The organism is Microbacterium sp. YJN-G, from assembly GCF_015040615.1.
Taxonomy (GTDB): Bacteria; Actinomycetota; Actinomycetes; order Actinomycetales; family Microbacteriaceae; genus Microbacterium.
In genome coordinates this window covers 2,583,207-2,594,683 of record NZ_CP060402.1, presented here as the reverse complement: position 1 = coordinate 2,594,683, position 11,477 = coordinate 2,583,207, and the positions used below count along the sequence as shown (strand labels likewise).

General features: G+C 66.5%; 18 protein-coding genes. 17 read left to right on the top strand and 1 reads right to left on the bottom strand.

The genetic code is table 11. The features are described 5' to 3' along the window. Positions 1 to 2 precede the first annotated feature (2 nt). From rplX to map, 11 genes are all read left to right on the top strand, one after another. Positions 3 to 362 carry a 50S ribosomal protein L24 gene (gene rplX, locus H7694_RS12490; protein ID WP_193596804.1) on the top strand — a complete coding sequence of 120 codons (360 nt, stop codon included), beginning with the start codon at positions 3 to 5 and terminating at the stop codon, positions 360 to 362. Further along, complete coding sequence (rplE, locus tag H7694_RS12485; protein WP_193596803.1) at positions 362 to 952, top strand: 50S ribosomal protein L5; 591 nt, start codon at positions 362 to 364, stop codon at positions 950 to 952. Before rplX ends, rplE begins: the two co-directional genes overlap by 1 nt. A gap of 145 nt (positions 953 to 1,097) precedes the next feature. After that, positions 1,098 to 1,496 (top strand): 30S ribosomal protein S8, encoded by a 399-nt coding sequence (gene rpsH / locus H7694_RS12480; protein ID WP_193596802.1) that lies wholly within the window; start codon positions 1,098 to 1,100, stop codon positions 1,494 to 1,496. Between the two features lie 6 nt (positions 1,497 to 1,502). Beyond that, positions 1,503 to 2,039, top strand: a complete 537-nt coding sequence (gene rplF, locus H7694_RS12475; protein ID WP_193596801.1) for a 50S ribosomal protein L6 — start codon at positions 1,503 to 1,505, stop codon at positions 2,037 to 2,039. Between the two features lie 2 nt (positions 2,040 to 2,041). Continuing rightward, a complete protein-coding gene (gene rplR / locus H7694_RS12470; protein WP_193596800.1) occupies positions 2,042 to 2,401 on the top strand; it encodes a 50S ribosomal protein L18 in 360 nt (119 codons plus the stop codon). Beyond that, positions 2,398 to 3,081 carry a 30S ribosomal protein S5 gene (gene rpsE / locus H7694_RS12465; RefSeq protein ID WP_179410073.1) on the top strand — a complete coding sequence of 228 codons (684 nt, stop codon included), beginning with the start codon at positions 2,398 to 2,400 and terminating at the stop codon, positions 3,079 to 3,081. Before rplR ends, rpsE begins: the two co-directional genes overlap by 4 nt. Then, entirely contained in the window at positions 3,081 to 3,266 is a 186-nt protein-coding gene (gene rpmD / locus H7694_RS12460) for a 50S ribosomal protein L30 (RefSeq protein WP_193596799.1), read from the top strand. Before rpsE ends, rpmD begins: the two co-directional genes overlap by 1 nt. Beyond that, positions 3,266 to 3,856: a 50S ribosomal protein L15 gene (gene rplO / locus H7694_RS12455; protein WP_193596798.1), complete on the top strand. Its 591-nt coding sequence runs from the start codon at positions 3,266 to 3,268 to the stop codon at positions 3,854 to 3,856. Before rpmD ends, rplO begins: the two co-directional genes overlap by 1 nt. A gap of 113 nt (positions 3,857 to 3,969) precedes the next feature. After that, a complete protein-coding gene (gene secY, locus H7694_RS12450; protein WP_193596797.1) occupies positions 3,970 to 5,292 on the top strand; it encodes a preprotein translocase subunit SecY in 1,323 nt (440 codons plus the stop codon). After that, positions 5,289 to 5,885: an adenylate kinase gene (locus tag H7694_RS12445; RefSeq protein ID WP_193596796.1), complete on the top strand. Its 597-nt coding sequence runs from the start codon at positions 5,289 to 5,291 to the stop codon at positions 5,883 to 5,885. Before secY ends, H7694_RS12445 begins: the two co-directional genes overlap by 4 nt. 19 nt (positions 5,886 to 5,904) lie before the next feature. Next, the gene (gene map, locus H7694_RS12440; RefSeq protein ID WP_193596795.1) at positions 5,905 to 6,753 is read left to right on the top strand and encodes a type I methionyl aminopeptidase; all 849 of its coding nucleotides are present in this window, start codon (positions 5,905 to 5,907) and stop codon (positions 6,751 to 6,753) included. 86 nt (positions 6,754 to 6,839) lie between these two features. Here the strand turns inward: map and H7694_RS12435 are convergent, their stop codons facing one another. After that, positions 6,840 to 7,814 carry a hypothetical protein gene (locus tag H7694_RS12435; RefSeq protein WP_193596794.1) on the bottom strand — a complete coding sequence of 325 codons (975 nt, stop codon included), beginning with the start codon at positions 7,812 to 7,814 and terminating at the stop codon, positions 6,840 to 6,842. Positions 7,815 to 8,093: 279 nt separating this feature from the next. Between H7694_RS12435 and H7694_RS12430 the strand changes: the two genes are divergently transcribed. The 6 genes from H7694_RS12430 to H7694_RS12405 all read left to right on the top strand — a co-directional run bounded on the left by H7694_RS12430 (position 8,094) and on the right by H7694_RS12405 (position 11,446). Then, positions 8,094 to 8,771: a DsbA family protein gene (locus H7694_RS12430; protein WP_193596793.1), complete on the top strand. Its 678-nt coding sequence runs from the start codon at positions 8,094 to 8,096 to the stop codon at positions 8,769 to 8,771. A 142-nt stretch (positions 8,772 to 8,913) separates the two neighbouring features. Then, positions 8,914 to 9,135, top strand: a complete 222-nt coding sequence (infA, locus tag H7694_RS12425; RefSeq protein ID WP_018171468.1) for a translation initiation factor IF-1 — start codon at positions 8,914 to 8,916, stop codon at positions 9,133 to 9,135. Positions 9,136 to 9,200: 65 nt separating this feature from the next. Further along, the gene (rpmJ, locus tag H7694_RS12420; RefSeq protein ID WP_071644008.1) at positions 9,201 to 9,317 is read left to right on the top strand and encodes a 50S ribosomal protein L36; all 117 of its coding nucleotides are present in this window, start codon (positions 9,201 to 9,203) and stop codon (positions 9,315 to 9,317) included. Positions 9,318 to 9,516: 199 nt separating this feature from the next. After that, entirely contained in the window at positions 9,517 to 9,891 is a 375-nt protein-coding gene (gene rpsM, locus H7694_RS12415) for a 30S ribosomal protein S13 (protein WP_193596792.1), read from the top strand. A 27-nt stretch (positions 9,892 to 9,918) separates the two neighbouring features. Further along, complete coding sequence (rpsK, locus tag H7694_RS12410) at positions 9,919 to 10,317, top strand: 30S ribosomal protein S11 (RefSeq protein ID WP_071644012.1); 399 nt, start codon at positions 9,919 to 9,921, stop codon at positions 10,315 to 10,317. Positions 10,318 to 10,456: 139 nt separating this feature from the next. Next, a complete protein-coding gene (locus H7694_RS12405) occupies positions 10,457 to 11,446 on the top strand; it encodes a DNA-directed RNA polymerase subunit alpha (RefSeq protein ID WP_193596791.1) in 990 nt (329 codons plus the stop codon). Positions 11,447 to 11,477: the final 31 nt, after the last annotated feature.

Here is an 11,477-nt window from a genome sequence, read left to right as displayed (position 1 = left end):
TCATGGCGAACATCAAGAAGGGCGACCTGGTTCAGGTCATCACCGGTCGCAAGCAGGACAAGGGCGGCGACCGCGGCAAGCAGGGCAAGGTCCTCGAGGTCCTCGTCGAGCAGAACCGCATCGTGGTGGAGGGCGTGAACTACGTCACCAAGCACACCCGTGTCGGCCAGACCCAGCGCGGCACCAAGACCGGTGGCATCGAGACCGTCGAAGCCCCGATCCACATCTCCAACGTCGCCGTCGTCGACCCCTCGACCAAGAAGCCGACCCGCGTCGGCCACCGTGTCGAGGAGCAGGTCAAGGACGGCGTGAAGCGCACGGTCCGCGTGCGCTACGCGAAGAAGTCAGGTAAGGACCTCTGATGGCAGCGACTGACGCCGCGGCGGCTGGCAAGATCCAGCCCCGCCTGAAGGCGAAGTACAACACCGAGATCAAGAAGGCTCTGCAGGAGCAGTTCGGCTACGCGAACGTCATGCAGATTCCCGGACTGGTCAAGGTCGTCGTGAACACCGGTGTCGGCGAGGCGGCTCGCGACAGCAAGGTGATCGAGGGCGCTGTTGCGGACCTCACCAAGATCACCGGCCAGAAGCCGATCGTGACCAAGGCACGCAAGTCGATCGCGCAGTTCAAGCTGCGCGAGGGCCAGCCCATCGGCGCGCACGTCACCCTCCGCGGTGACCGTGCGTGGGAGTTCGTGGACCGCCTGGTCAACCTCTCCCTGCCGCGCATCCGCGACTTCCGCGGTCTGTCGGCCGACCAGTTCGACGGCAACGGCAACTACACCTTCGGTCTCCAGGAGCAGAGCGTGTTCCACGAGATCGATCAGGACAAGATCGACCGCGTCCGCGGCTTCGACATCACCGTGGTGACCACGGCCAAGACCGACGACGAGGGTCGCGCGCTGCTGAAGGCGCTCGGCTTCCCGTTCAAGTCGGCCGACGCCGCAGCGTGACCTTTCGACGGGCTCAGCGACCCAGCCGGTCGCTGAGCCTGTCGAAGCGCACGCCGCGCACCCCGTACAATTGAAGATTGTGTGTTCACGCAGGTCGGCGTCCGTGTAACGGGCGTCGAAACCTCTTGATCGAAAGAAGACAACCATGACAATGACAGACCCGGTCGCAGACATGCTGACCCGTCTGCGCAACGCGAACTCGGCGCACCACGACTCCGTGACGATGCCGTCGAGCAAGCTCAAGACGAACATCGCCGAGATCCTCCAGCAGGAGGGCTACATCGCCGGCTTCGAGATCGCTCCCGCTCGCGTGGGCAGCAACCTCACCCTGTCGCTCAAGTACGGTCCCAACCGTGAGCGCTCCATCGCCGGCATCAAGCGCGTGTCGAAGCCCGGTCTCCGCGTCTACGCGAAGTCGACCGAGCTGCCCAAGGTCCTCGGCGGCCTGGGCGTTGCCATCCTGTCCACCTCCTCCGGTCTTCTCACGGACCGTCAGGCCGAGCAGAAGGGCGTGGGCGGAGAAGTTCTCGCCTACGTGTGGTGATCTGACATGTCGCGTATCGGACGACTTCCCATCGACATCCCCACGGGCGTGACCATCTCGGTCGACGGCCGTGAGGTCGCGGTGAAGGGCCCCAAGGGTGAGCTCACCCTGCAGGTGGCCAAGCCCATCGAGGTCGCGGTCGAGGAGAACCAGGTTCTGGTCACCCGTCCCGACGACGAGCGTGAGTCGCGGTCGCTCCACGGCCTGACCCGCACGCTCATCAACAACAACATCATCGGCGTCACCGAGGGCTACACCAAGGGCCTCGAGGTCGTCGGCACCGGTTACCGCGTGCAGCAGAAGGGCAGCTCGATCGAGTTCGCGCTGGGCTTCTCGCACCCGGTCGTGGTCGACCCGCCGGCAGGTATCACCCTGACCGTCGAGGGCGCCAACAAGGTGACCGTCAGCGGCATCGACAAGCAGGCTGTCGGCGAGGCCGCTGCCAACATCCGCAAGATCCGCAAGCCCGAGCCGTACAAGGGCAAGGGTGTGCGCTACGCCGGCGAGGTCGTGCGTCGCAAGGCCGGAAAGGCTGGTAAGTAACCATGGCTGTCAAGTCCAAGTCCGCCGCCCGCTCGCGTCGCCACGCCCGTCTTCGCAAGAAGATCGTCGGCACCGACCTGCGGCCGCGTCTGGTCGTCAACCGCTCCGCGCGCCACGTGTTCGTGCAGCTCGTCGACGACAGCAAGGGCCACACCGTGGCATCCGCATCCACGCTCGAGACCGACCTGCGTTCCTTCGACGGTGACAAGACCGCCAAGGCCCGCAAGGTGGGCGAGCTCCTCGCCGAGCGCGCCAAGGCCGCCGGCTTCACCGAGGCCGTGTTCGACCGTGGCGGCAACCGCTACGCGGGTCGCGTCGCGGCCATCGCCGATGGCGCCCGTGAAGGGGGGCTGGCACTGTGAGTGACAACAAGGAGAACGAAGTGACCGAAACCGCTCCTGCCGAGGCTCAGGCTGAGCCGCAGCGCGAGCAGCGTGACGGCCGTCGTGGCGGACGCGACCGCGGCCAGAGCCGCGACCGCAACTCGCGCGACCGTGGCGACAACCAGTTCCTGGAGCGCGTCGTCACCATCAACCGCGTCTCGAAGGTCGTGAAGGGTGGTCGTCGCTTCAGCTTCACCGCTCTCGTGGTCGTCGGTGACGGCAACGGTCTGGTGGGCGTCGGCTACGGCAAGGCCCGCGAGGTCCCCCTGGCGATCTCGAAGGGTGTCGAAGAGGCCAAGCGCAACTTCTTCCGCGTGCCCCGCGTCGGCTCGACCATCCCGCACCCCGTGCAGGGTGAGGCAGCCGCCGGTGTCGTGCTGCTTCGTCCGGCCGCTGCCGGTACCGGTGTCATCGCCGGTGGTCCGGTCCGCGCCGTCCTCGAGTGCGCAGGCATCCACGACGTCCTGTCGAAGTCGCTCGGCTCGTCGAACACGATCAACATCGTGCACGCGACCGTTGAGGCGCTGCAGGGTCTCGAGGAGCCGCGTGCCGTCGCCGCGCGCCGTGGTCTCGACTACGACGCCGTCGTGCCGGAGATCATCATCCGCAACGAGGCGAAGGCCGCTGCTGCCGCCGCCGCGCAGAAGGTAGGTGCCTGATGGCTGAGCGCCTCAAGGTCACGCAGATCAAGTCCAAGGTGAGTGAGAAGCAGAACCAGCGCGACACGCTGCGTTCGCTCGGCCTCAAGCGGATCGGCGACTCGGTCGTCCGTCCCGACGACGCCCAGACGCGCGGTTACGTCCGCACCGTCGCTCACCTCGTCAAGGTTGAGGAGATCGACTAATGGCTGAGAAGAACGAAGCCGTCGAGGAGAAGGCCGCGGCCGCTCCGAAGAAGGCCGCCGCCAAGAAGCCGGCCGCTGCCAAGGCCGCTCCGGCCAAGTCCGCCGCCAAGAAGGCTCCGGCCAAGAAGGATGCCGAGGCAGAGGCCTCGCGTCCGGCTGTCCTGAAGGTGCACCACCTGCGTCCGGTCCCCGGCGCCAACACCGCCAAGACCCGTGTCGGTCGCGGTGAGGGCTCGAAGGGCAAGACCGCCGGTCGCGGTACCAAGGGCACCAAGGCGCGCAACACCGTGCGCATCGGCTTCGAGGGTGGGCAGATGCCGCTGCACATGCGCACCCCGAAGCTGCGCGGGTTCAAGAACCCGTTCCGCGTCGAGTACCAGGTCGTGAACCTGGCCAAGCTCGCCGAGCTCTACCCGAAGGGTGGCGACGTCACCGTCAGCGACCTGGTCGCGAAGGGCGCCGTCCGCAAGAACGAGAAGGTCAAGGTCCTCGGCGACGGCGACATCTCGGTCAAGCTGTCGGTCTCGGTCGACAAGGTCTCGGGCAGTGCGGAGCAGAAGATCGTCGCTGCCGGCGGTACCGTCAACTGACACGCCGGTGATCAACGCGAGGAGGGGTCGGAGATTCTCCGACCCCTCCTGTGCGTTACCCTGGACTTTCGGCCGTCCTTCGACGTACGGCAACCCCTTCAGGAGGAACGCCCTTGTTTAGCGCCATCGCGCGAATCTTCCGCACGCCTGATCTGCGGCAGAAGATCCTTTTCACCATCGGCATCATCGCCCTGTACCGCCTGGGCTCGAATGTGCCGGCTCCGTTCGTGCACTTCCCGAACGTCGAGCAGTGTCTCGCCACGACGGCGGGCGCCGATGGCCTTCTCGGACTCGTCAACCTGTTCTCCGGCGGGGCGCTGCTGCAGCTGTCGATCTTCGCGCTCGGCGTCATGCCCTACATCACCGCGACGATCATCGTGCAGCTGCTGCGCGTGGTCATCCCGCACTTCGAGACCCTCCACAAGGAGGGCCAGGCGGGTCAGAGCAAGCTCACCCAGTACACCCGCTACCTGACGATCGCCCTCGCGCTGCTGCAGTCCAGCACCCTGGTGACGGTCGCCCGCAGCGGTCAGCTCTTCGGCCAGACGGATGTCGCGGCCTGCATGAACCTGCTCACCAACGACGTGTGGTGGGCGCAGCTGCTCATCATCATCGCGATGACCGCCGGTACCGGCCTGATCATGTGGATGGCCGAGCTCGTCACCGAGCGCGGCATCGGCAACGGCATGTCGCTGCTGATCTTCACCTCGATCGCCGCCACGTTCCCCGCCGCGATGTGGGGCATCTGGGAGGCCAAGGGCTTCGAGACCTTCCTGCTGGTGATGGCCGTCGGCCTGGTCGTGATGACGCTGATCGTCTACGTCGAGCAGTCGCAGCGCCGCGTGCCGGTGCAGTACGCCAAGCGCATGGTGGGCCGTCGCACCTATGGCGGCACCAACACGTACATCCCGATCAAGGTCAACATGGCGGGTGTGATCCCGATCATCTTCGCCTCGTCGCTGCTGTACCTGCCGATGCTCGTGGCGCAGTTCAACACCCCGACCGACGGCAGCGAGCCGCCGGCTTGGGTCGCATGGGTCTCCACCTACCTCGTCTCGGGTGACCAGCCGCTGTACATGCTGATCTACTTCCTGCTCAACATCGGCTTCACGTTCTTCTACGTCGCGATCACCTTCAACCCGGTCGAGATCGCCGACAACATGAAGAAGTACGGCGGGTTCATCCCCGGCATCCGTGCCGGCCGTCCCACGGCCGAGTACCTCGACTACGTGATCACCCGCATCACGTTCCCCGGTTCGCTCTACCTCGGCATCGTCGCGCTGATCCCGCTGATCGCGCTGGCGACCGTGCAGGCGAACCAGAACTTCCCGTTCGGCGGGGCCTCGATCCTCATCATCGTGGGTGTCGGTCTCGAGACGGTGAAGCAGATCGACGCGCAGCTGCAGCAGCGCCATTACGAAGGGCTCCTCCGATGACCTCTACCGCACGACTGCTGATCGTCGGCCCGCAGGGCTCGGGCAAGGGCACCCAGGGTGTGCGCGTGGCCGAGGCCCTCGGCATCCCCGTGGTCTCCACCGGTGACATCTTCCGCGCGAACATCAAGGAGGGCACCGACCTCGGCAAGAAAGTCACCGCGATCCTCGACGCCGGCGACCTCGTCCCCGACGAGCTCACCAGCGAGATCGTGCGCGACCGGCTGTCGCAGGATGATGCGGCGAGCGGCTTCCTGCTCGACGGCTACCCGCGCAACACCGTGCAGGTCGGTCACCTCGACGCATTCCTGGCCGACTCGGATGCCGCGCTCGACGCCGTGATCCTGCTCGACGTGCCGCGCGAGGAGAGCCTGGAGCGGCTGCGCCTGCGCGCGACCGAGCAGGGCCGGTCGGATGACACGGACGAGGCGATCGCGCACCGTCTGGACATCTACGAGAACGAGACGGCGCCGATCATCTCGGTGTACGAGCAGCGCGGCATCGTCGACCGCATTGACGGCGTCGGCTCGCTCGACGACATCACCGCCCGCATCTCGACCGCGCTCGCGGCTCGGGGCATCGGCCAGCTCGTCTGAGCCGGCCGCAGATGTGACGATGTTCCGCAGGTCGATCTACAAGACCCCCGCGCAGCTTCGATCGATGATCGAGCCGGGGCTCATCACGGCCGCGGCGCTGGATGCCGTACGTCCCCTGGTGCGCGCAGGCGTCACCACGGGCGAGCTGGATGCCGTCGCCGAGCGAGCCATCGTCGCGCGCGGAGCGGAGTCGAACTTCCAGCTCGTGCGCGGCTACCGGCACACCACCTGCATCTCGGTGAACGAGCAGGTCGTGCACGGCATCCCCGGCGACCGCGTGCTCGAGCCGGGCGACATCATCTCGATCGACTGCGGCGCCCAGTATCAGGGCTGGAACGGCGACAGTGCCGTGACCTTCGTCGCCCCCGACCCGGCGCGTACCGAGCTGGTCGCGCGCCGTGAGGAGCTGTCGCGGGTCACCGAGGGTTCGATGTGGGCCGGCATCGCCGCGATGGCGACCGCGAGGCACATCGGCGACATCGGTGCGGCGATCCAGGAGTACATCGAGGCGCAGGGGCCGTCCGAGGTCTCGGGCGAGACCTACGGCATCCTGCGCGAGTACGTCGGGCACGGCATCGGACGCAAGATGCACGAGGCGCCGAGCGTCTTCAACTACCGCACCCCGGATGCCGGCGCCGAGGTGCGCCCCGGCCTCGTGCTGGCCATCGAGCCGATGGTCACAGCCGGGGGAGAGGCGACCTTCGTCGAGGACGATGACTGGACCGTCTCGACCGTCGACGGTACCGACGGCTCGCATTGGGAGCACAGCGTGGCACGCCACGCCGACGGCATCTGGGTGCTGACCGCCCCCGACGGCGGCGCAGCCGCCCTCGCCGCCTTCGGCGTCACCCCCACCCCTCTCGCCTGATCCGCCGCTATTTCGCCGAGACTTGCCTTCCAGCACGAGACTTGGCTCCCTGAGGCCTGTCTCATGCTGAATGAGAAGTCTCGTGGTCAGGAGCGTCGATCGCGGTTGCCGCGGGCGAGGGTCGCGAGCATGGCGGACTGCGTCGGATGCTTCGGGGTCAGGCCAGCAGCGCGCAACGCGTCGGTGAGTGGGGTCACGCGCCAGGCCGCAGTGAGATCCCACCGGGCGAACGGATGCCCGTGACGGCGCAGTCGGTCCTCCCTTCGCTTCTCGTCGCGCAGATTCTGCGCGGCTGCTTCCGGATCGTCCAGCCTGTATTTGCCCCATCCGTCGGCCTCTCCGATGGTGCGTCGAGTGGGGAAGAGGAAGTCCACGCGGTCGAGGGAGCCCTCGTACCGGAACTCGTGTTGCAGCTGAGGCTCCTCGTAGCCGCACCACTCGATCACCGCCCTGCTCACGCTCTCCGCGGGTGACTCCGAGCGTCCGTCGGCGCGGTCGCACACCCAGCGCAGCTGGGCACGGCCCCTGCCGTTCTGCTGCTCGCCGACTCGCTCGCGGATCGCATCGATCAGCAGATCCCCGCCCTGGGCAGGAGAGATCGCGCTGTCGACGACGGCCAGGGCGCGTGCCGGCGCGGTCACCCGAGCGAGGTCGGCGACGGTGTCCAGAAGCGAGGTGACAGCGGCCCCGGCGATTCGGACCACGTCGCGGGGATCGGCGCTGGCATGCACGCACACGTCTCCGAAGCGCTGCGACGTTCGGGCGTCCGGGTCGAACACGTGGATGTCGCGCGGATGCCTGAACAGCGGAAGCCCATGCAGCACCGCGGCGGACTCGAGGCACAGAACAGCATCCGGATGCTTGCGGATGAAGGCATGCACGCGGACCGCGTACTGCTCCCACGGCTTGAGGTCGAGGTACTCGGCGCGTCGCACGTGAATGCCGCGGCGGAGCCTGACATGGGTGGTGCGGCCGAGTGTCGTCCCCAGCATCCGGGCTTCATCGCGGGTGATCAGCGGCAGGGGGCACTCGCGCACGGCGCGGTCTGTGAGCAGCAGCATCCCGTCATCCTCACCGCACCCACCCCGCGGACCTGTGCGCCGTTCCATGCATTGTGGGCAAGTGGCCGACGCCTCGCGTCTGTGGAGAACAGTCATCCGACGGCCGAGACTTGCCTTCCGGCACGAGACAGTGCGTCTGGAGCCAAGTCTCGTGCTGGAAGGCAAGTCTCGTGGGAAGGGGAAGGGGAGGGGCGGGAGGAGGGTGTGGTTCACATGGCAGGCATAGCGTGAGCCGGGCAGAATTGGGGTGACCTTTTCCTGCAGAAAGATCGGACTGTCATGGCCCAGGCCCAGAGCAAGCCCAACTGGTTCGCCATCGGAATCTCCATCGCCGTCGTCGTGGCGCTGGTCGCCCTCGGGGGAGTCGTGGTGTGGATGAACAACCAGGCCAACGACGCGGGCCCCGCGCCCAAGGGAGCCATCATCAACGCCGAGACCGGTGCGATCTCGTTCGGCGAGGGCGACAAGGTCGTCGACACCTACATCGACCTGATGTGCCCGGCCTGCAACGCCTTCGAGCAGACCTTCGCCGACCAGCTGACCGAGCTCGCAGCCGATGACAAGATCACCCTGAACGTGCACCCGATCTCGATCCTCGACCGCTTCTCGCAGGGCACGAACTACTCCTCGCGCGCCGCCGCGGCCGTCTACTGCGTCGCCGAGTCCGACGCCGACAAGACGCTCGAGTACATCGCTACCCTGTACGAGAACCAGCCCGCCGAGAACACCCCCGGCCTGACCGACGAGCAGCTGGTCGCCTACGCCGAGGAGGTCGGCGCGGCCGGCGCCGAGAGCTGCATCGCCGACGGCACCTACCTGAAGTACCCGGCGGCCCAGGCGAACGCCCACGACATCCAGGGCACGCCCACCATCGAGCTGGACGGCGAGGTCGTCGAGGGTCAGACGCTGCAGGAGATGTTCACCAAGGTCGACGAGTACCTGAAGGCCATCGCCTGACGCCGAGTTGCCGGACGCGCCGACACGGTCTAACATAGATCTTTGGTGCCTTGCGCCTTATCTCGGCGTGTCCGCGTAAGGCGGCATCACTCATCACCCATCCACCGCAGATCGGCCGATCTGCAGAAGCGTCAGCGAGGCTATGGCTAAGAAAGACGGTGTCATCGAGATCGAGGGCGTCGTGTCCGAGGCGCTGCCCAACGCGATGTTCCGCGTTGAGCTCTCCAACGGACACAAGGTTCTGGCAACGATCTCCGGAAAGATGCGGCAGAACTACATCCGCATCATCCCCGAGGACCGCGTGGTCGTGGAGCTCAGCCCCTACGACCTGACCCGCGGCCGCATCGTCTACCGCTACCGCTGATCGGCCGAGAAGTAACACCCCAGGCGACCGCGCCTGCCCGGTGAAGACAGCGAACAGGAAACATCATGAAGGTCAACCCCAGCGTCAAGCCCATCTGCGACCACTGCCGCGTGATCCGTCGTCACGGTCGTGTCATGGTGATCTGCAAGAGCAACCCGCGCCACAAGCAGCGCCAGGGCTGAGCGGGGTCGGGTCGTGTGCTTCGGCATCCGACCCGGCACCTGAACAACTCGATATCGAAAAACAGGCAGCATCGGATGCTTCGACAGGCTCAGCAACCCAGTTGAGCGGGCTCATCGGCCCGGTTGAAGCGGACACCTCGGGGCGGAGGCCCGGGAACGGATGCTGCTCCACACCTCCACAACACTCCAGGAGAACCGCATGGCACGTCTTGCCGGCGTTGACATCCCGCGTGACAAGCGCGTGGTGATCGCCCTCACCTACATCTACGGCATCGGCCGTACCCGCTCCGTCGAGATCCTCAAGGCGACCGAGATCGACGAGTCGATCCGCGTCAAGGACCTCACCGACGACCAGCTCGTGGCCCTCCGTGACCACATCGAAGGCAACTACAAGGTGGAGGGTGACCTGCGCCGCGAGGTCGCCGCAGACATCCGCCGCAAGGTCGAGATCGGCTCCTACGAGGGCCTCCGCCACCGTCGTGGCCTTCCGGTCCGCGGTCAGCGCACCAAGACCAACGCCCGTACCCGCAAGGGCCCGAAGCGCACCGTCGCCGGCAAGAAGAAGGCCCGCTAAGCGGCCAGGGAATAGGAGAACACTTTCATGGCTGCACCCAAGGCCGCCGCGCGCAAGCCGCGCCGCAAGGAGAAGAAGAACATCGCGCTGGGCCAGGCCCACATCAAGTCGACGTTCAACAACACCATCGTCTCGATCACCGACCCGTCCGGCGCTGTCATCAGCTGGGCCTCGTCCGGTGGCGTGGGCTTCAAGGGCTCGCGCAAGTCGACGCCGTACGCCGCAGGCATGGCAGCGGAGTCCGCTGCCCGCCAGGCCGCTGAGCACGGCGTCAAGAAGGTCGACGTCTTCGTGAAGGGTCCGGGTTCGGGCCGCGAGACCGCGATCCGCTCGCTGCAGGCCGCCGGCCTCGAGGTGGGGTCCATCCAGGACGTCACCCCGCAGGCGCACAACGGCTGCCGTCCGCCGAAGCGTCGTCGCGTCTGATCTCGCTCGACTGCTGCCCTGCTGGGGCCCCTTCGACAAGCTCAGGGACCCAGCGGGGCACAGTCGCCCGAAGACTTCTCAACTAAAGACCTCACCCACACATGTCATATAGCGGGCATGTGATCGAAAGGAACACATAGTGCTCATCGCACAGCGTCCCACTCTCACCGAGGAAAAGATCTCCGAGAACCGCAGCCGGTTCGTGATCGAGCCGCTCGAGCCCGGATTCGGCTACACGATCGGCAACGCGCTGCGCCGCAGCCTGCTCTCGTCGATCCCCGGCGCTTCGGTCACCACCATTCGCATCGACGGCGTGCTGCACGAGTTCAGCACGATCCCCGGTGTGAAGGAGGACGTCACCGAGATCATCCTCAACATCAAGCAGCTGGTCGTCTCCAGCGAGCGCGACGAGCCCATCACCGCGTACCTGCGCAAGACGGGCGCCGGCGAGGTCACCGCAGCCGACATCTCCGCTCCGGCGGGTGTCGAGGTGCACAACCCCGACCTGGTCATCGCCACGCTCAACGACACGGCTCGCTTCGAGCTCGAGCTCACCATCGAGCGCGGCCGCGGCTACGTGTCGGCGGCGCAGAACCGCAACGAGTACGCCGAGGCCGGCCAGATCCCGGTCGACTCGATCTACTCGCCGGTGCTCAAGGTCAGCTACCGCGTCGACGCCACCCGTGCCGGTGAGCGCACCGACTTCGACAAGCTCGTCCTCGACGTCGAGACGAAGTCGGCGATCAGCCCGCGCGACGCCGTCGCATCCGCAGCCAAGACCCTCACCGAGCTGTTCGGCCTCGCCCGCGAGCTGAACGTCGAGGCCGAGGGCATCGAGATCGGCCCCGCGCCGGTCGAGGCTGTGCTCTCCAGCGAGCTCTCCATGCCGATCGAGGACCTCGATCTGTCGGTGCGCTCGTACAACTGCCTCAAGCGCGAGGGCATCAACACCGTTTCGGAGCTGGTCGCCCTTTCCGAGACGCAGCTGATGAACATCCGCAATTTCGGACAGAAGTCGGTCGACGAGGTGCGCGACAAGCTCGTCTCGCTCGGTCTGTCGCTGAAGGATTCGGTGCCCGGTTTCGACGGCGCCCACTTCTACAGCGGCAACGAAGACGAGTCCTTCTGAAACCCGACCTCTTTCTGACCAGGAGTTAGAC

Excerpts from the sequence above, each read along its gene's own strand:
- rplX (WP_193596804.1), top strand. The coding sequence starts at position 3 with ATGGCGAACATCAAGAAGGGCGACCTGGTTCAGGTCATCACCGGTCGC.
- rplE (WP_193596803.1), top strand. The coding sequence starts at position 362 with ATGGCAGCGACTGACGCCGCGGCGGCTGGCAAGATCCAGCCCCGCCTG.
- rpsH (WP_193596802.1), top strand. The coding sequence starts at position 1,098 with ATGACAATGACAGACCCGGTCGCAGACATGCTGACCCGTCTGCGCAAC.
- rplF (WP_193596801.1), top strand. The coding sequence starts at position 1,503 with ATGTCGCGTATCGGACGACTTCCCATCGACATCCCCACGGGCGTGACC.
- rplR (WP_193596800.1), top strand. The coding sequence starts at position 2,042 with ATGGCTGTCAAGTCCAAGTCCGCCGCCCGCTCGCGTCGCCACGCCCGT.
- rpmD (WP_193596799.1), top strand. The coding sequence starts at position 3,081 with ATGGCTGAGCGCCTCAAGGTCACGCAGATCAAGTCCAAGGTGAGTGAG.
- rplO (WP_193596798.1), top strand. The coding sequence starts at position 3,266 with ATGGCTGAGAAGAACGAAGCCGTCGAGGAGAAGGCCGCGGCCGCTCCG.
- H7694_RS12445 (WP_193596796.1), top strand. The coding sequence starts at position 5,289 with ATGACCTCTACCGCACGACTGCTGATCGTCGGCCCGCAGGGCTCGGGC.
- map (WP_193596795.1), top strand. The coding sequence starts at position 5,905 with ATGTTCCGCAGGTCGATCTACAAGACCCCCGCGCAGCTTCGATCGATG.
- H7694_RS12435 (WP_193596794.1), bottom strand. The coding sequence starts at position 7,814 with ATGCTGCTGCTCACAGACCGCGCCGTGCGCGAGTGCCCCCTGCCGCTG.
- H7694_RS12430 (WP_193596793.1), top strand. The coding sequence starts at position 8,094 with ATGGCCCAGGCCCAGAGCAAGCCCAACTGGTTCGCCATCGGAATCTCC.
- infA (WP_018171468.1), top strand. The coding sequence starts at position 8,914 with ATGGCTAAGAAAGACGGTGTCATCGAGATCGAGGGCGTCGTGTCCGAG.
- rpmJ (WP_071644008.1), top strand. The coding sequence starts at position 9,201 with ATGAAGGTCAACCCCAGCGTCAAGCCCATCTGCGACCACTGCCGCGTG.
- rpsM (WP_193596792.1), top strand. The coding sequence starts at position 9,517 with ATGGCACGTCTTGCCGGCGTTGACATCCCGCGTGACAAGCGCGTGGTG.
- rpsK (WP_071644012.1), top strand. The coding sequence starts at position 9,919 with ATGGCTGCACCCAAGGCCGCCGCGCGCAAGCCGCGCCGCAAGGAGAAG.